At 53.4% G+C, this 18,305-nt stretch carries 16 protein-coding genes; 11 read left to right on the forward strand and 5 right to left on the reverse strand.

The features are described 5' to 3' along the window. Positions 1–217: 217 nt before the first annotated feature. The 3 genes from CZ787_RS18335 to CZ787_RS18345 all read left to right on the forward strand — a co-directional run bounded on the left by CZ787_RS18335 (position 218) and on the right by CZ787_RS18345 (position 4,054). Positions 218–811, forward strand: coding sequence for a TetR/AcrR family transcriptional regulator (locus tag CZ787_RS18335; RefSeq protein WP_087111957.1), 594 nt, complete (start codon positions 218–220; stop codon positions 809–811). A gap of 55 nt (positions 812–866) precedes the next feature. Next, complete coding sequence (locus CZ787_RS18340; protein WP_087111959.1) at positions 867–1,751, forward strand: alpha/beta fold hydrolase; 885 nt, start codon at positions 867–869, stop codon at positions 1,749–1,751. Positions 1,752–1,867: 116 nt separating this feature from the next. Then, entirely contained in the window at positions 1,868–4,054 is a 2,187-nt protein-coding gene (locus CZ787_RS18345) for an OsmC domain/YcaO domain-containing protein (RefSeq protein ID WP_087111961.1), read from the forward strand. 193 nt (positions 4,055–4,247) lie between these two features. Here the strand turns inward: CZ787_RS18345 and CZ787_RS18350 are convergent, their stop codons facing one another. The 3 genes from CZ787_RS18350 to CZ787_RS18360 form a co-directional block, all read right to left on the reverse strand. Then, positions 4,248–5,174, reverse strand: a complete 927-nt coding sequence (locus tag CZ787_RS18350) for a lysine exporter LysO family protein (RefSeq protein ID WP_087111963.1) — start codon at positions 5,172–5,174, stop codon at positions 4,248–4,250. 15 nt (positions 5,175–5,189) lie between these two features. Continuing rightward, complete coding sequence (locus CZ787_RS18355; RefSeq protein ID WP_087111965.1) at positions 5,190–5,909, reverse strand: hypothetical protein; 720 nt, start codon at positions 5,907–5,909, stop codon at positions 5,190–5,192. Positions 5,910–6,257: 348 nt separating this feature from the next. After that, the gene (locus CZ787_RS18360; protein ID WP_087111967.1) at positions 6,258–7,193 is read right to left on the reverse strand and encodes a 2-hydroxyacid dehydrogenase; all 936 of its coding nucleotides are present in this window, start codon (positions 7,191–7,193) and stop codon (positions 6,258–6,260) included. A 425-nt stretch (positions 7,194–7,618) separates the two neighbouring features. On the opposite strand from CZ787_RS18360, the gene doeA reads away from it, so the two are divergent. The 3 genes from doeA to CZ787_RS18375 are packed head-to-tail and all read left to right on the forward strand — an operon-like array spanning position 7,619 to position 10,376. Then, on the forward strand, positions 7,619–8,818 hold the full coding sequence (doeA, locus tag CZ787_RS18365; RefSeq protein WP_087111969.1) for an ectoine hydrolase DoeA: 1,200 nt from the start codon (positions 7,619–7,621) through the stop codon (positions 8,816–8,818). Positions 8,819–8,868: 50 nt separating this feature from the next. Then, entirely contained in the window at positions 8,869–9,885 is a 1,017-nt protein-coding gene (doeB, locus tag CZ787_RS18370; RefSeq protein WP_087111972.1) for a N(2)-acetyl-L-2,4-diaminobutanoate deacetylase DoeB, read from the forward strand. A gap of 8 nt (positions 9,886–9,893) precedes the next feature. Further along, a complete protein-coding gene (locus CZ787_RS18375) occupies positions 9,894–10,376 on the forward strand; it encodes an Lrp/AsnC family transcriptional regulator (RefSeq protein WP_087111974.1) in 483 nt (160 codons plus the stop codon). A 12-nt stretch (positions 10,377–10,388) separates the two neighbouring features. Here the strand turns inward: CZ787_RS18375 and CZ787_RS18380 are convergent, their stop codons facing one another. Continuing rightward, complete coding sequence (locus CZ787_RS18380) at positions 10,389–11,591, reverse strand: GGDEF domain-containing protein (RefSeq protein WP_087111976.1); 1,203 nt, start codon at positions 11,589–11,591, stop codon at positions 10,389–10,391. Positions 11,592–12,012: 421 nt separating this feature from the next. On the opposite strand from CZ787_RS18380, the gene CZ787_RS18385 reads away from it, so the two are divergent. The 5 genes from CZ787_RS18385 to CZ787_RS18405 all read left to right on the forward strand — a co-directional run bounded on the left by CZ787_RS18385 (position 12,013) and on the right by CZ787_RS18405 (position 16,752). After that, on the forward strand, positions 12,013–13,509 hold the full coding sequence (locus tag CZ787_RS18385; RefSeq protein ID WP_087111978.1) for an NAD-dependent succinate-semialdehyde dehydrogenase: 1,497 nt from the start codon (positions 12,013–12,015) through the stop codon (positions 13,507–13,509). An 88-nt stretch (positions 13,510–13,597) separates the two neighbouring features. Next, positions 13,598–15,031 (forward strand): aminotransferase, encoded by a 1,434-nt coding sequence (locus tag CZ787_RS18390; RefSeq protein ID WP_087111980.1) that lies wholly within the window; start codon positions 13,598–13,600, stop codon positions 15,029–15,031. A gap of 118 nt (positions 15,032–15,149) precedes the next feature. Next, positions 15,150–15,842, forward strand: a complete 693-nt coding sequence (locus tag CZ787_RS18395) for a haloacid dehalogenase type II (protein ID WP_087111982.1) — start codon at positions 15,150–15,152, stop codon at positions 15,840–15,842. 46 nt (positions 15,843–15,888) lie between these two features. Further along, positions 15,889–16,236 (forward strand): putative quinol monooxygenase, encoded by a 348-nt coding sequence (locus CZ787_RS18400; protein WP_087111984.1) that lies wholly within the window; start codon positions 15,889–15,891, stop codon positions 16,234–16,236. 48 nt (positions 16,237–16,284) lie between these two features. Beyond that, positions 16,285–16,752, forward strand: a complete 468-nt coding sequence (locus CZ787_RS18405; RefSeq protein ID WP_087111986.1) for an S-ribosylhomocysteine lyase — start codon at positions 16,285–16,287, stop codon at positions 16,750–16,752. 99 nt (positions 16,753–16,851) lie between these two features. Here the strand turns inward: CZ787_RS18405 and CZ787_RS18410 are convergent, their stop codons facing one another. After that, a complete protein-coding gene (locus CZ787_RS18410) occupies positions 16,852–18,123 on the reverse strand; it encodes a PAS domain-containing methyl-accepting chemotaxis protein (RefSeq protein WP_087111988.1) in 1,272 nt (423 codons plus the stop codon). Positions 18,124–18,305 lie beyond the last annotated feature (182 nt).

Below are 18,305 nucleotides of genomic sequence, written 5' to 3' on the forward strand. Positions count from 1 at the left end.
TATTAACACGGAGTACCCGTTGCAAGAGCGAAAACGTAGTAAAAGCGAAAATTCCGGTATAAGAAGCGTATCATGCTAGCATCACGCACTGGCTCGCAGAGATTAGGTAAGCATTATGAAAATAGCGTGCAACTCTTCGCTAACCTAAATGCCTGCGACTTATCACGACACCTATTTCTCATAAATACCGTCCGGCCGATGAGTCTTGTGCAAGCGTATGAAAAACACCGCCACCCGCGATAAGTTAATTGATACTGGTGCTGAGCTGATTACCCAACAAGGGTATAACGCAACGGGCATCAATGCCGTACTTAACGCCTGCGGCGTGCCCAAGGGGTCGTTTTACCATTACTTTTCCAGTAAGGAAGATTTTGGCCTGGCGGTGATTGAGCGGTTTGCCAACGACTATGATGCTAGTCTGGTAGCTCTGCTTGAAGATCCGATGACACCCCCTCTTGACCGCCTGAAGCGCTACTTTGCCACTAGCCGCGCTTATATGAGCGAGCGCGACCATGCGGCCGGCTGCTTGATCGGCAATTTAGGACAGGAGATGGCGGGGCAGAGTGTTCGCTTTCGCGAGGCGCTGAATCACGCGTTCCTGCGTTGGGAAGCACGTTTTGCTCACTGCCTGCAGGCAGCCCAGGCCCAGGGAGCTCTCACTCAAGCCCAGGACCCCCATCAGTTGGCAAGCTTTATTCTTTCCGGCTGGGAAGGGGCAATTTTGCGTACCAAGACGCTGAAGTCAGACGCGCCCATGGAAGTGTTTGAAAAGCTGCTGTTCGAGCAGGTGCTGACGTCGCCAGTTGAATGAGCAACCCTTTAAGCCACCGGTTTATTCATATCGATTACTGAGCCAGGAGCCTGCCATGTTCCAAGGGTTTGAAAAGCATTTGCGTTACATAAAGGGTGTTGGTATTGCTTTTCGTATAGGAGGCCACGGCCCCGCGTTACTGCTGCTCCATGGCCACCCGCAAACCCATGTGATCTGGCATAAGGTGGCTGAAACGCTTGCCCAGCACTTCACCGTAATAGCCGCCGACCTGCGCGGCTACGGCGATAGCGGCAAACCCGACGATGACGCCGAGCATCTCAATTATTCAAAGCGCACCATGGCAGCTGATATGGCCGAGCTGATGAGTGATCTGGGGTTCGAGCGCTTCAAAGTGCTGGCGCATGATCGCGGTGCGCGGGTCGCCCACCGCTTGGGTGTTGACTACGCCTCACGCGTTGAGCGTATGGTGCTTCTCGATATTGCGCCGACCCTTGCCATGTACCGCGGCACCAACGAGGCCTTTGCGCGCAGCTATTGGCACTGGTTCTTCCTGATTCGCCCCCAGCCGCTGCCTGAAATGCTGATCAATAGCGACTCGGCCCAGTACCTGAAAAGTGTGATGGGTGCGCGCAGTGCCGGGATGGCGCCGTTTACTCCTGAAGCGCTGAAGGAATACGAACGCTGCCTGGCACTGCCCGGCACCGCGACCGGCATTTGTGGCGACTACCGCGCCAGCGCCACGATCGACTTAGTCCATGATCAGGCCGATATCGACGCTGGTGTAAAACTTACCTGCCCGCTAAAAGTGATGTGGGGTGCTGAAGGCGCGATTGAAGCCTGCTTTGATGCACTAAGCGAATGGTGCAAGGTGGCGACTCAGGTAGAAGGCAAAGCGCTGCCCTGCGGCCACTATATTGCTGAAGAGATCCCCGAGACGCTGCTAGACGAAGCTCTTCCGTTTCTGTTCAGTGCTGAATAAGCGCTTAACGAGACTTACCAAGACGAAGCGGGTCAAAAACTGGATAATGGGCGGCAATTCGCCGAGGGCTCTGTTTTCAACCGCCCAGGCACACTCATTGCTCTGGATGCCCGCTCATGGAAATCAAAGTCAACTATCTCGATAACCTCCGCCTGGAGGCCAAGTTCGACGACTTCACCGTTATTTCAGACCAGCCGATTCGCTACAAGGGCGACGGCTCGGCGCCTGGCCCGTTTGACTACTTTCTGGCGTCATCTGCCATGTGCGCCGCCTACTTTGTGAAGGTGTACTGCAACGCGCGGGATATTCCCACTGAAAACATCCGCCTCTCGCAGAACAATATCGTCGACCCGGAAGACCGCTATAAGCAGATATTCAAGATACAGGTCGAACTTCCCGAAGATATTTCCGAGAAAGATCGCCAGGGCATTCTGCGCTCGATTGATCGCTGCACGGTCAAGAAGGTCGTTCAAACCGGCCCTGAGTTTCAGATCGAAACCGTCGAGAATATCGATGAGGATTCCCAGGCGCTGTTGATGGGCGCCCCGGAAGGCAGCGAGCGTACCTATATCGAGGGAAAGGATTTACCCCTTGAAGATACCATCGCCAATATGAGCGCGCTGCTGGCTGATCTTGGCATGAAGATTGAGATCGCCTCCTGGCGTAATATCGTGCCTCATGTCTGGTCGCTGCATATTCGCGATGCGGCCTCGCCCATGTGCTTTACCAACGGAAAAGGCGCGACCAAAGAGAGCGCACTTTGCTCGGCGCTGGGCGAGTTTATTGAGCGCTTATCCTGCAACTTCTTCTACAACGATCAGTTCTTTGGTGAAGAGATCGCCAATAGCGAATTCGTGCATTACCCCAATGAGAAGTGGTTCAAGCCAGGGCCTAACGATGAACTGCCCGCTGAAATTCTCGATGAGCACTGCTTGGCGATCTACAACCCGGAAGGAGAGCTTTGCGGCTCGAATCTGATTGATACCAACTCCGGCAATGAGGCGCGCGGCATTGTCTCGCTGCCCTTTGTGCGTCAGTCAGATGGCGAGACGATCTACTTTCCTTCCAACCTGATTGAAAACCTGTTCTTAAGCAATGGCATGAGTGCGGGCAACACGCTGGTGGAAGCTCAGGTGCAGTGCTTGTCGGAAATTTTCGAGCGGGCGGTCAAACGGGAAATTCTGGAGCAGGAGATGACCCTGCCGGATGTACCGCAAGATGTGCTGGCGAAGTACCCAAATATTGTCGAAGGCATTAAGGCGCTTGAGGCCCAGGGCTTCCCAGTGCTGATAAAGGACGCCTCCATGGGTGGTCAGTTCCCGGTGATGTGTGTGACCTTGATGAACCCGCGCACCGGCGGCGTGTTCGCCTCCTTCGGCGCCCACCCAAGCTTTGAAGTGGCGATTGAGCGCAGCCTGACCGAACTTTTACAGGGTCGCAGTTTTGAAGGCCTGAACGATCTGCCGCTGCCAACGTTCAACTCGCAGACCGTGTCCGAGCCCAACAACTTTGTTGAACACTTTATCGACTCCTTTGGTGTGGTTTCCTGGCGCTTCTTCAGTGCTAAGGCGGATTTCGAGTTCAGCGAGTGGGATTTCTCCGGCACCAACGAAGAAGAGGCCGAAACGCTATTTGGCATCTTCGAGGAGTTGGGGGCGGAGGTGTACATGGCGATCCATGAGGATCTCGGTGCGCCGGTGTGCCGTATTCTGGTGCCGGGCTACTCTGAGGTGTATCCGATTGAAGACTTGATCTGGGATAACACCAACAAGGCACTTGATTACCGTGAGGATATCCTCAATCTGCATCAATTAGAGGATGACCAGCTCACCGACTTGGTCGAGCGCCTTGAAGAGAGCCAGATGGATGATCACGCCGATATCACCACCCTGATCGGCATTGAGTTTGATGAAAACACGGTATGGGGCCAACTCACCATTCTGGAGCTTAAGCTTCTGATCTACTTGGCGCTTGGCCGTCATGAAGAAGCACTTGATTGCGTGCAGATGCTGCTGCAGTACAACGACAACACCGTTGAACGTGGTCTCTTCTACCAGGCGGTGAACGCGGTGCTGGAAATTGCCCTGGACGACGAGCTTGAAATCGACGACTACCTTCCTAACTTCCAGCGCATGTTTGGCGAAGAGACCATGGCGGCGGTTGTCGGCTCGGTGGAAGGCAGCGTGCGCTTTTACGGTCTGACGCCCACCAACATGCAGCTTGATGGTTTGGAGCGTCATCAACGTTTGATTGAAAGTTACAAGAAGCTTCACGCCGCGCGGGCGGCAAAAGCAGGCGCTTAATCGCCTCCCGTTTTCACTTATTCAATGGAAATGCATGACACCGATGGCATTCAGCACTCCCTTGATGACCGCAGCGCTAACGTTCGTATGCACCTAAACAGCAAGCTGGAGAGCTACAGCACGTATTAAACGGGAGTAGTTTTAAAACGCTGTGGGGGTAGCTCACAGCGTTTTTGTAGCGTGCAATGAAGCGTCAAAGCGAGAGAAAAAACAGAATCAAAGGGGGCGAGAGCAACGAAAGAATAAACCCGCTAACCACTGCGATGGGCACGCAGGCGACGCCGCCGTGCTGTTGAATCACAGGCAGGGTAAAGTCCATTGATGTGGCGCCGCCATAGCCAATGGCAAGGGCGGTGTGGCGGTGAATCACTAGCGGAATCAAAATAAACGCCAGGAGTTCCCGGGAAAGGTCGTTAAAAAACGCCACGCCGCCCATTAGCGGCCCTAGCTGGTCGCCAATTAAAATGGCCGACAGTGAATACCAGCCAAAGCCAGACGCCATGGCGAGCCCTTCATTCCAGCTAAGCGAGAGCAAGGGGGCGGCGGCCAATCCCGCCAGTAGCGAGCTAACGGCCAGCGTTATCGCAATAGCAAGCCCCAGCCGGTTGAGCAGAATTTGCTTAAGCGGCATGCCGGAGTTGCGTAGCTGACAGCCAATCAGTACTAACAACGCGTAAAGCACCCATTCAGCTAACAGCTCTGCGGCCGTAAAAAGCGTCTCGCCTAGCCTTGGGCCCAGCAGCAGGCCTGTTATAACGCCGACCGCCACCACGGCCAGCAAGAGTAACGAGCCTTGCATGGCGGCTAGCTTACTGGTCGGTGCGTTTTTAACCACAGGTGAATCCCCCGCTTGTAGTGCTACCCGGCGAGACAGCCACCACAAAGCGGCCAGGTTAAACGTCGTGGTAATGCTAAACAGCAGCAATGCATTGCCCCCCAGCCGCGAAAGCTGGCTGGTTAGATTTTCAAGTCCTGCCAGGCCTACCCCCATGAAGAGCAAAATAAGATAAACCGAGCCGCTAACGGCACGGTTGATCAGTTGTTGGAGGTAAGGAGAGCGAATGCGTAGTAAATAGCCCACTATCAGAGGCAGAAGAACAATCAATAATCCAGACAGCATGTAGGGTGTGGCGCCTTAAGGGTTAAATTGAGTAAGCCTGATGCGGGTTTGGCGGCGACCCTCTTTTTGATACTCCGCCGAGACAATCAGGCCGGGCCAGTCCGGGTGAAAGTTGATTTCCAGATGGCGGTCAGGCTTTTCGATATCCGTCAAAATGACCTGCTGTACCTCAAACTCACCAGCGGGCACGTTGACCGTGTGCGTGCCTGGCGTAGCGTAGTACTGGAAGTGCTCATCTCGGCCGCGGTGGTCAACAAAATCGAGATCACACGGTGCGCTGCGCGTACACGTTTCATGGCCTGCCCGTCGAGAGAGATCAACCAGCGCGGCTTGACGATCAAGCGTCGCAATATCGTTATCGGTTAATCGATAGCTGTCGCCTACGCCAAGAAGCGAGTAGCTGCTGCTAAAAAGCAGTGAACGGACGGCGTCATCATCCGCTGAAAAGCGGCTGTACTCTTGACCGCTGACAATGGCCAATGAAAAGCGCATATCGCTTAGCCAATGCTGGCCTTCCTGGCTGAGCGTATGGGTAATCGTTGCACTTGGCCAGTTGCGGGTTTCCAGCCGGTATTGCGCTTCAAACGGCGCTATTTTCGGTGCTATGTCCGGCGCTATGTCAGCAAACTTGCTGGCGGTTTCTTCACTCGCATTGGCCGGTAGAGAGCTGAGCGACAGACAGGCGGTGCCCAACAGTATACAAGCCGATACAGCATTTAAACGGGCGGGTCGCATCCTGTTACTCCTTATGAGCAAGCGATCCTGGTTAGCAAGCGCTGCTTTCACATAAGCCCGATAAGCGGGGCTGTCTTGGGTTTAAAAGCCTGTTTGATTGACGAGTAAACAAAGGGTTCGTTCCAGCGGCTCTCTTTTTTACGAGGCCCGTTTTTACAAGGCCAGCTTTTACAAGATAAGTACCTCAAACCATATCAGCCAAGTGCTTCCATAGCTTGGCAAACAGTTTAAGCGCTTTGAGTGTGCATCTTAACATTTGATGCGCACGTGATGCTGGTGGTGTATCGCGATGAAAGAAGCGCCACCCGCTTCATGTAGACAGAGGCGCCCATGCTGGTTTTAACGGACTTAGTATCCTTGTGTGGGGTTAACCGTAGGCAGGTCTTCATCCGCTTCAAAGGCATGCAGGTAGGCAATGACTTGGTCAATCGCATCATTCACCGGAGTGGGCGCTGCCATGTGGGGTGTGACGATGACTCGGGGATGCTGCCATAAGGGGCTTTTAGCGGGCAGCGGCTCTTCACAAAAAACATCTAACAACGCGCCGCGCAAGTGGCCTGGCGTAGCGTCATCACCCAGTGCCTCAAGAAGCGCCTGTTCATCCATCAAGCTGCCTCGGCCTGGGTTGATCACGCTGGCGCCCTTGGGCAGTTTGGCGAGCCGTTCGGCGTTAAGAATACTCCGTGTGGCGGGGGTATCGGGCAGGATAGTAACCACGCTTTGCACTTGGCCAAGAAGCTCGTCCAGTCCTTCATCACCATGTAGGCACTGTACACCTGTGATGGTTTTGGGTGAACGACTCCAGCCCAGCACCGGAAATCCCGCTTGCTGCAAGGTGCTGGCAACATGCGCACCGATAGCGCCCAGGCCGAGCACACCTACTGGCCAATCAGCTTTGTCTGCCAAGCGTTGCGGCTGCCATTCAGCGTTGGCTTGCTGAACGGCGTAACGGTCCATACTGCGGTAAAAATGTAAGACGCCGTAAAGTACGTAGTCGGCCATTGGCTCGCTCATGCCCGCATCGCGCAACTTCACGATGGGAACATTGGCGGGCAGCCCTGGTGTGCCGAGTAAGTGATCTACTCCTGCGCCCAGGTTGATGATGCCTTTAAGCCGAGTCTGCTCTTTCAAGAGATACGCGGGGGCTTTCCATACCGCAAGATAGTCAGCATCTTGTCGTGCCTCTTCGGGAGCGTCGCTGGTCACGACCGTTGCGTTAGGAAGCGCTTCGGAAAGGGCGTCGCGCCATTGAGTGGCATCATCGGTGTGCACAACAATTTTCATTTCGGCTCCTGCGTGGTGAATGGGTGTCTCTCACTCTATTTATTTATCATGGGGAGGTTGTCTGCACGCTGCAAGCTGTAACATGCCACGGCGTTTGGCCTACATTGACCCACGCGTGGTTGAGAGCTACCTGGGTGGCCGTACATTGGAGCATTTTCGGCAATTGGTTGAGAATAAGCTTGAAAATTAACAGTTGATTGGCCTCGATGAGCGCGCCGTACTGAAGCTTTTACGTAGCCGGTTAAGAGAGCCGGCAACATGAGTTAAATAAAGGCTTTGACCCGCAACCACGGGGTGGTGCTAGTATCGGGCTAAGACGACATTGGCAAGCCTTCAATGGCGGTAGCCTGGTCGCCCTTGTGCCCCGTTGCTTGGCGTAAAAAACGCGCACCGGTTCTTGGTGATCTTTGATGGTGAGTTGCCCGATGACTCAGGTTTCCCTGCCCTTTACGCGTGAAGAGTATGCACAGCGCTTGTGGAAGGTGCGTGCTGAAATGGCCGGCCGCGGCATTGATGTATTGATCGTCAGTGATCCGTCGAATATGGCATGGCTGACCGGCTACGACGGCTGGTCATTCTACGTACACCAATGTGTACTGGTTGGCCTGGAAGGCGAGCCGGTATGGTTTGGGCGTCGTATGGACGCTAACGGCGCACTGCGCACCTGTTGGATTGACCCAGTCAATATTACTTATTACCCGGATTACTACGTTCAAAATCCGGATATGCACCCGATGGATTATCTGGCGCAGTCGATCTTGCCTGATCGCGGCTGGCATACCGGCGTAGTGGGTATGGAGATGGATAACTACTATTTCACCGCCAAAGCCTACCAGAGTCTGCTACGTGAGCTGCCCCACGCGCGTTTTATCGACGCCAATGCACTGGTGAACTGGTGCCGGGCAATCAAGTCGCCTCAGGAAATCGCCTATATGCGCATTGCCGGCAAGATTGTTGAAGGCATGCACTCGCGTATTCTGGAAGTCATCGAGCCGGGGCTTCCCAAGAGCAAGCTGGTCTCGGAAATCTACCGGGTGGGGATAGAAGGCTTTTTCGATGAAAACGGGAAAGTGTATGGTGGTGACTACCCTGCCATTGTCCCCATGCTGCCAACCGGTAAAGATGCCGCTGCTCCACATTTGACCTGGGACGATACGCCGTTTCGTGAAGGCGAGGGCACGTTCTTTGAGATTGCCGGGGTGTTTAAGCGCTATCACGCGCCCATGTCGCGTACCGTATTTCTGGGACGACCGCCGACCGACTTCATTCGTGCTGAATCGGCCCTTCTTGAAGGTATCGAAAACGGTTTGGAAGTTGCTAAGCCGGGAAATAGAACGGCGGATATTGCCATGGCGCTAGGTGCGGCGATGGATAAATACGGTTTTGACCGCGGTGGCGCACGCTGCGGTTACCCCATCGGTATTTCGTACCCGCCGGACTGGGGCGAACGCACCATGAGTCTGCGTCCCTCGGATGAGTCCATCCTGCAACCTGGTATGACCTTTCATTTTATGCCTGGGCTTTGGGTGGACGATTGGGGGCTGGAAATTACCGAAAGTATCCTGATTACTGAAACAGGCTGCGAGACGCTGGCCAACTTCCCGCGGCAGTTATTTGTTAAATGATGATAAGTCGTTAAAGAATAAGCCGTTAAGTAACTGATTAAGGAGTCGTTATGACCCTGCGACCAAGCCCGATTTCCGCGACTGTCGACTTTGATGCTGACGGCGTGCAGCACGGTTTTTTAAAGCTGCCTATCTCCACCGATATCTCGGCCTGGGGGGCGGTAATGATCCCGATTACTGTGGTGAAAAATGGCGAAGGCCCCACGGCGCTATTAACCGGCGGCAACCATGGCGACGAATACGAAGGCATTACCTCGCTGCTCAAGCTAGCCAACGCGCTTACCGCAGAGGACGTCAGTGGGCGGGTGATTATCGTGCCGTGCATGAATACGCCCGCCGTTATGGCAGGCAAGCGGACATCGCCGATGGATAAGGGCAATCTTAACCGCAGCTTCCCCGGTGACCCCAACGGCAGCGTAACGCTGCAAATTGCCGACTACTTTACCCGCGTTTTGGTGCCCATGAGCGATGTGGTGCTGGACCTACACTCCGGTGGCCGCACGCTGGATATTCTGCCGTTCGGTGCTTCTCATGTGCTTGATGATAAAGCCCAGCAACAGGCCGCGCTGGAAGGCGCCAAAGCGTTTGGCGCGCCTTACGCCATGGTGATGTTTGAGCTGGATGCCGAAAAACTCTTCGATACTGCCTGCGAGCGCCAAGGCAAGGTGTTTGTGGCCACAGAACTTGGCGGTGGTGGCACCTCCACGCCACAAAGTATGGCGATTACCGAGCGCGGCGTACGTAACTTTCTGATCCATTACGGCCTGCTAGAGGGTGAGGTGGATATGCCGCAAGGCGGCCAGGTCTATCTCGACATGCCTGACGCCAGCTGCTACGTACAGAGCCAGCACTCCGGCGTACTTGAGCTTTGCGTGGCGCTGGGCGATGCCGTGACCAAAGGGCAGGTGTTGGCTTACGTGTACGATATGACCCGTACCGGTAGCGAGCCGGTTGCTTACCGCGCCGAACGCGATGGCATTTTGATGGCCCGGCGCGCCCCGGCCCTGGTCAATATGGGGGACACCATTGCGGTGATTGCCGATGTTGTCGACCGCCTGGAGGCATAGCCTAAGGCATGATGAAACTCGACCGTTTTGATCTTAAAATTCTCGATATCCTCTCCCGTGATGGGCGGATCACCAAGTCCAAACTGGCCGAGGCGATTAACCTCTCGGTCAGCCCCTGCTGGGAGCGGGTTAAACGCCTGGAAAAAGCCGGGGTCATTCAGGGCTATACCGCGCGGGTCAATGCCGATGTACTGGTGCCGCGCAACCCTGTGTGGGTGCAAATTGAGCTTACAGCCCACAACGCCGCAAGCTTTGCGCGCTTTGAAGCTTTGGTCATGGATACGCCAGAGGTCACCGAATGTGTCGCCGTCGGCGGTGGGGTCGATTATCTGGTGAAGTTTGAAGCCCGCACGATTGATAGCTACCAGCGGCTCATGGATAAATGGCTGGTATCCGAAGCGGGCATTGAGCGTTACTTCACCTATATCGTGACCAAAACGGTTAAGCGTCAGCCGATTGGTATTGATGTGGAGGGTACAGGCGTTGTGTGACGGATCAGCCTATTAAGTTACTGAGTTGCCCATTTCTATAGTGCTATTGAAATGTCGCTCACGGACCCGGTTTCGACCTTCATGTTTTGCGTCATATAATGCCTGATCAGCCGCCTGAATCAACTTGTTGAGCTCATCCATAGGAGGAGTAGGGCTAGTACACACCCCCGCACTCACGGTAACGATGCCAAAGCTTGACTGAGTGTGGGAAATGGCAAGGTTGGCGACGTTTGCCCGTATCCTGTCAGCCAGTATTAAAGCGTTATGATTAGTACTATTACGTATTGAGCGTAAAACCAGAAATTCTTCGCCCCCAAAGCGGCACACTATATCCTCCGATGTACACACGTCGCGAATAGCCTCTGCAACTGCTTGTAGGCAGCGGTCTCCACCCGCATGCCCATAGTGATCGTTAAATGCTTTGAAATAGTCCACGTCTACAATCACAACAGCAATATGCTCTTGTGAAGCGCATTTTTGTAATAGCAATGCTGAGTTCCGGGCGAGGCCTCTACGGTTAGATAGCCCTGTTAGCGGATCTATATTGGAAATCCGTTCCAGGTCTGCATTGCGTTCAGCAAGTTCGGAACGTAACAGGTCAGTATTAATATTCTGCAGGTATAGGCGTAGCGACTCAGCGGAGAAACGATAGTTGGCCATTAACGTCAGCACTACAGCGGGGATGCCAAAAGCCAAGTGGTTGACCACGTACTCAAGATTAGCGCCGGGTAGAAACCAGATAGTGGTGTAAAGGCAAATGCACACAAATAATGAGCCATAGATGCTGTATTCAAACGGCGGCGTCAGAACAATGGTAAGAACCAGTTGGAAAATCAGGCCAGCATAAAAATAATGAAGCACGCGTGGATTTTCCGATCCCAGCAGCGCTATACACCAAACTGCCGTTCCCAAAACGACGACTACTACGCTTGCAAGCTCTTTACGGCGAATGGAAGCGGGACGTTTGTAATAGGCAAACAAGAAAATGGTAAGTGGTCCAATGATTAATATGCGTAACAATAGAGATCTAAAGGTGATATCGGGCAGTATATAGATATCCACCAACGTGTAAGAAAAGTAAAAAATTGCCAAGAGCGTAGTGACCACGGTCAGCGAGTATAGACGCTCGTCGTGACGATCTACGTCGTACTTTTTCCGAACTGTTGTGCCATTAATTTGTTGGGAAAGCTGCTTAAAGTAAGGAAGTTGATACACAACGCTCCCCTTGGCCCGGTAGAGCTGGCATTACGCGATCTTTACAGGGGTAAGATCTTAAAACCAGTCGTTTTAGCAGGGTAGGCCATAGCGTAAGGTGAAGTTTATTTAAAACCGACGTGGCATTATCGGCCATTTTTGTTGAAAGGGTAGGTATACCACAACATAACGAATGTTTAGACTTCTTTAGGTATCGCCTTTGTCAGTTAGTCTCGGTTTGGCGGCAAGCGCCAAAAAAAACTGCTGTAAACGCGGTTTAGACAAAAAAAACCAAGCTAAACCACTTCGCTTTCAAAAACACTTCGTGCGTCTTCTCCCTTACGCTAGGCACATCGAAAGGATCGACCAAAAGCCGATCTCTTCAATCGTCAACGTGTAACGGTTTGTCGCCGGTTAATGGCTTCAACCAGGGGAGGTGCCCATGACCACACTATCGACCACGCTGGTTAAACGGCTAGAAGATCCGCGCCTGTTTCGCCAGTACGCTTATGTGAATGGCAAGTGGACGCATGGGGAAGGTGGCCGTGAAGAAGCGGTGTATGACCCGGCAACCAACGAAGCTATCGGGCATATTCCTCTGCTTGAAGCCGAGCAGATTACCGCAGCGGTGGATGCCGCTGAGTCAGCCTTTGTTCACTGGCGCGCACTGCGTGCCGATGAGCGCTGCGAGCGCCTGCTGGCTTGGTACGATTTGATTCAGGCCAACCGCGAAGACCTGGCGACCATCATGACGCTGGAGCAGGGAAAACCGCTGCCCGATGCACGGGGCGAAGTAGAGTACGGAGCAAGTTTCGTGCGCTGGTTTGCGGAAGAGGGTAAGCGCACTTACGGGGAAACGATTCCCAGCCATATCCCTAATGCCTCGCTGGGCACTATTAAAGAGCCTGTTGGTATTGCCGCGATGATTACGCCGTGGAATTTTCCGCTGGCAATGATTACCCGTAAAGCGGCGGCCGCGCTGGCTGCTGGCTGCCCGGTGATTGTGAAACCGGCCAATGAAACGCCTTTTTCAGCGCTGGCGCTGGCAGAATTAGCCGAGCGGGCAGGCATACCGGACGGTATCTTTAACGTTGTCTTGGGTGAGCCTGCCGAGGTTTCTAAGATACTGTGCAGCGAGCCACGTATCCGGGCGCTGTCGTTTACCGGCTCCACCCGCGTTGGCCGTCTGTTAATGGAGCAAAGTGCTGGGACCGTTAAGCGCCTTTCACTGGAGTTGGGCGGTAATGCGCCGTTTATCGTCGGGCCGGATATGGACCCTAAAGAGGCGGCTTATGCGGCGGTAGACGCCAAGTTTCAAACGGCGGGGCAGGACTGTTTGGCGGCCAACCGGATTCTGGTGCACGAATCCATTCATGACGCCTTTGTTGAGCAGTTTACCGAGCGCATGGCGGCATTAACCGTCGGAAATGGTTTGCAGGGCGAGATCGATCTCGGCCCGCTGATTCACCGCCAGGCCGTAGAGAAGGCCGCCGCGATTGTTGATGATGCGATTTCTCGGGGCGCCACGCTGGTGATGGGAGACCAGAACCAAGCGCCGGGCGAAAACTTCTTTATGCCGGTGTTGCTAACAGGCGTAACGCCACAAATGAAAGTGTGGCGGGAAGAGAATTTTGCCCCGGTGGCCGGGATTACCGCTTATTCGAGCGACGAAGAGGTCATTGAGCTTGCCAATGATACCGAGTATGGCTTGGCGGCCTATGTGTATACCCATGATATTCGGCGGATATGGAAGCTGATGCGTGGGCTGGAGTACGGCATGGTCAGTGTAAACTCCGTCAAGATGACCGGCCCGCCGGTGCCCTTTGGCGGCGTGAAGCAGTCTGGCCTTGGCCGTGAGGGCGGCTCCACCGGTATCGACGAGTATCTCGAAACCAAGTATTACTGTCTGGGAGCGCTTGGATCGGTCTCGGGAAGCTAGCTGCGCTGATGGTATAAAAATTTACGTTGTTACTAATTTTTTAAAATCTTCCTGACTGTAGGAAGGTTTATTGTACAGAGAGAACGTTATGAGCCAACATCAGGATCTGATCGAACGCGACCGCAAAGTCACTTTTCACGCCTCTACCCACCTGCGTGACTTCGCCCATGGCGATGCGCCGGGCCGTGTGATTACTGGCGGTAAAGGCATCAATATTGTGGATAAGGATGGCCGCGAATTTATCGACGGCTTTGCCGGGCTTTACTGCGTCAATATCGGTTATGGCCGCACGGAAATTGCCGAAGCCATTTACAAGCAGGCGATGGAGCTCTCTTACTACCACACCTATGTAGGTCACTCGAACGAGCCGCAGATCGCGCTTTCTGAGCGTATTCTGAAAATCGCTGGCATGAACATGTCCAAGGTCTACTACGGCATGTCGGGCAGTGACGCTAATGAAACCCAGTTGAAAATTGTGCGTTACTACAACAACGTACTCGACCGCCCGCAGAAGAAAAAAGTCATCTCGCGTATGCGCGGCTACCATGGTTCGGGCATTGCCTCTGGTTCATTGACCGGTCTGAAGGCGTTTCATGACCACTTTGACCTGCCGATTGATACCATTCGTCATACTGAAGCACCGCACTACTACCTGCGTGCCGCCGAGCAGCACGGTATGACGGAGCTTGAGTTTTCCTCCTTCTGTGCCGACAAGCTGGAAGCGATGATTCTCGAAGAAGGCCCGGATACGGTGGCTGCGTTTATCGGCGAGCCGGTGTTGGGCACAGGCGGTATCGTACCGCCGCCCGAAGGTTACTGGGACGCGATTCAGGCGGTGTTGGCCAAGTACGATGTGCTGTTGATTGCCGATGAAGTGGTATGTGGCTTTGGACGTACCGGCTCTGATTTTGGTAGCCACCACTACAACATGAAGCCGGACCTGGTCACGATTGCTAAAGGCCTGACCAGCGCCTATCAGCCGCTTTCTGGTGTGATTGTGGGCGAAAAAGTATGGCAAGTGCTTGAGCAGGGCACGGGTGAGTTTGGCCCAATCGGTCACGGTTGGACCTACTCTGGCCACGCGCTGGGCTGTGCCGCCGGTATTGCCAACCTGGATATCATCGAGCGTGAAAACCTGGTGGGCAACGCGGCTGAAACCGGTGCCTACTTCCAGGCGCAGCTTAAGGCCACGTTTGAAGGTCATCCGCTCTTGGGGGATGTACGCGGTGTTGGCTTAATGGCCGCGCTTGAGTTCTCACCGGATGCCAAGCAGCGCTTGCACTTTGACCCCGCCCTCAAAGTGGGCCCGCGAGTGGCCGCCGCCGCCATGGAAGAGAACCTGATTGCTCGCGCCATGCCCCAAGGTGACATTTTAGGTTTTGCGCCTCCGCTGACCATTAACCGCGCAGAAGTTGATGACGTGATTGGCCGTGCCAAGCGCGCCATTGACCGGGTAACCGATGAACTTACCCGCTCAGGCGATTTAAAAGCGGGCCACCAGGAAGCTGCGTTTACGATTTAATGAAAAGACACTGATCTTGTAACGCCGCTGCTCATTTATGCAGCGGCGTTTTTGTTTTTTGGTCGGGCAGCTATGCTACTAACTACAGTAACGGTGAACGGATACGTTAGGAGTGGCTATGCAACCGGTATTGGCTTTCGATGTATATGGCACGCTGATTGATACCCAAGGCGTTACGGCGGAACTCGAACGGCGACTTAACGATGCCGCCAACGCAGAAGAATTTGCCAAGCGCTGGCGGGAAAAACAGCTTGAGTACAGCTTTCGTCATGCCTTAATGGGCGCTTATGTGCCTTTTTCAGAATGCACGAGAGAAGCCCTGGTGTTTACTAGTCGTGCGCTGCAAGCAGGTCTTTCTGGCAATGACCACGACCACCTGATGGATGTATATGCAGAGCTCCCAGCCTTCCCGGATGTGGTGGATGCGCTTGATCAGTTACGTGATGCGGGCATTCGTTGCGTGGCGTTTTCCAATGGCACGACGGAGGCGGTAACACAGCTGCTGATACGTGCCGGCGTAGAAAGCCACATGGATGCGGTGATAAGCGTGGACGATATCAAGCGCTTTAAGCCAGACCCAGCGGTATATAGCTATCTTCGCTCACAGCTGGAAGCGCGCCCTGAGCATACCTGGTTAATTTCAAGCAACGCCTTTGATGTGATTGGTGCAACCCATGCCGGGCTGCGAAGTGCCTGGGTGCGACGTCATTCCGATGCGCCCTTTGATCCCTGGGGCATTGAGCCTGATATGACAGTGCCTGGCCTGGATGCCTTGGCCGAGCGTATTATTTGCCAGGTTGTTAACCGATAAGAACAAGCCGCATAATGACGTACGATTCATATATCAGGACGCGATCATGTCAGAGAAAATTTACTGTATTGCTGGCTTCAAACCCAAACCAGGCAAAGAGGAGGCGGTGTTCAAAGCGCTTCAGTCGCTGGAGCCAAACACACACCGGGAAGACGCCTGCATTCACTACACGGTGACCCGTCAGATCGATAACCCCTTCGCTCAAGGCACCAGCTATCCGATTGTATTCCATGAAATCTGGGCGAGCCGTGAAGAGTTTGAAGCACATTGTCAGCGTAAAGAGATCCAGGACTTCTTTGCCAAGCACGTTGAATCACCGGATGGCGATATCGAAGATGCCAACGTATGCGTGTATACCGATGAACCGTGGAATTTTGATGCCCCCAAGGTATAACCCCAGCGTGTAGAATGGGCCCACGACACCGATAAGCACGGAGCAAACATGACCGAAAAGAAAATGAACGTTGAAAGCTTTAACCTGGACCATACCAAGGTCAAAGCGCCTTATGTACGTCTTGCTGATATCAAGCAGGGCCAGAACGGCGACCAGATTCATAAATATGATCTGCGTATCTGCCAGCCGAACAAAGAGCACATGGAGATGCCTGCGCTGCATTCTCTTGAGCACTTGATGGCTGAACTATCGCGTAATCATACCGATAAAGTGGTCGATATCAGCCCGATGGGCTGCCAAACCGGCTTTTATATCGCGATGATCAATCACGATAACTACGACGACGTGTTAACCATCATTGAGCAAACCCTGAACGACGTTCTGGTGGCCACCGAAGTGCCTGCCTGTAACGAAATGCAGTGCGGCTGGGCCGCGAGCCACAGCCTGGAAGGCGCTCAGAAGCTCGCCCGTGACCTACTTGCCAAGCGTGGTGAATGGACGGAAGTATTTGCTTAAAACGGTCTTTTCAAACCGTTTTTAAGACCGTTCGTTTGACGCTGCTACAGAGAAAACAAGAACGCCTTCTTCACGGAGGTGTTTTTGTTTGAATGTTTCTTATAACCGCGTATCAGCGGCCAGTTGTTCAATAGAGCGGGCGACATCCTGAGCGTCGTGGAGAATCTTGTTCACAATCGCATCAATTTCGCTAACCCTGGATTGCCCGGCTTTGCTTTGTTGAATGACCTGTTGCATGGCTTCGGTGGTGCGTTCGACAAGGTTACTGTTGTCTTTTAGCACCTGGGAAATTTGTGCCACGGCTTCGCTTGATCCTTTAGCCAGTTGGCGTACCTCGTTAGCAACCACGGCAAAGCCGCGTCCCTGTTCACCTGCGCGGGCGGCTTCAACCGCGGCGTTAAGAGAAAGCAGGTTGGTTTGGCTGGCTATCTTGGCAATAGAGGCCGTAATTGCATGAATACTTTGCGACTGTTTATGCAGCGCCTCTACAAGCTCTTGTGCCTGGACCAGCGTTTGAGCGGCTTGCTCTGAGCCTTTTACCATCTCATCCAGGTGGTCGAGGCTATCTTTGGCGGTACGTTCAATTTGTGACGTGCTGGTTTGGGCGGAGCCAATCGTTCCCGTTGTCGCATTGGCTTTGTCGACCAGTTGGGTGATATCTGCTGCGAATTTTACCACCTCGGTAACATTGCCATCTTCATCTTTAACAGGATTGTAGGTGGCTTCTAGCCAGATGCTTTGGCCATTTTTAGTGATGCGCTCAAAGCGGCCTTTGGTAAAGTCCCCTTGGGCCAAGCGCTCCCAAAAGTGAGGGTTTTTACGATAGAAGTCAGGTGGGCAAAACATACGGTGGTGCTGACCAATAATATCTTTTTGTTGATACCCCATCGCGGCTTCAAAGTTTTTATTGGCTTCGAGTATTTCCCCTTGAGGGGTAAACTCAATGACGGCCATTGAGTCATTGAGCGCCCTTAGCACGGCCTTTTGCCGTTGAGACTCCTGATGGCGCTGGGTAACATCATTCGCTACTTTCAGGATTTCTGTCACATGGCCGCGAAAATTTCGTATAGGCACATACGTCGCCTCTAACCAGACCTCTTCATCGTTCGCACGTACGCGACAAAAACGCCCCTGACGGCTATCTCCAGCAGCTAATGAGTGCCAAAACTGCTGATACTCAGCACTGCTGACTTCCTGATCATCGCAAAACATGCGGTGATGCTTACCCTTTATATCGTCTAGTTGATAGCCCATCGCCTCAAGAAATTGCGGGCTGGCATCCTTAATAACGCCCTGAGGCGTAAATCGAATACACGACGTATGGCGTTTTAAGGCGAGGTAGAGAGGGGCATTAAAAAAGCTTATACGCATTTTTTGCCTTCTATATTAGGAAACAGCTAGAAAAGAAGCAGCCAAAGAGGAAGGAGCAGAAGCGCTTTTAATTATAGTTGGCTTTTTGAAATATAGGACTGCGTAACGAAGATGACAAGTATCAGCGATAGAGAGGAGGTAATGTAAAGCATAAAGACCTCAATTCTAGCGCTTAGGCTAGC

Origin of the sequence: Halomonas citrativorans, assembly GCF_900163645.1 — a bacterium.
Taxonomy (GTDB): Bacteria; Pseudomonadota; Gammaproteobacteria; order Pseudomonadales; family Halomonadaceae; genus Vreelandella; species Vreelandella citrativorans.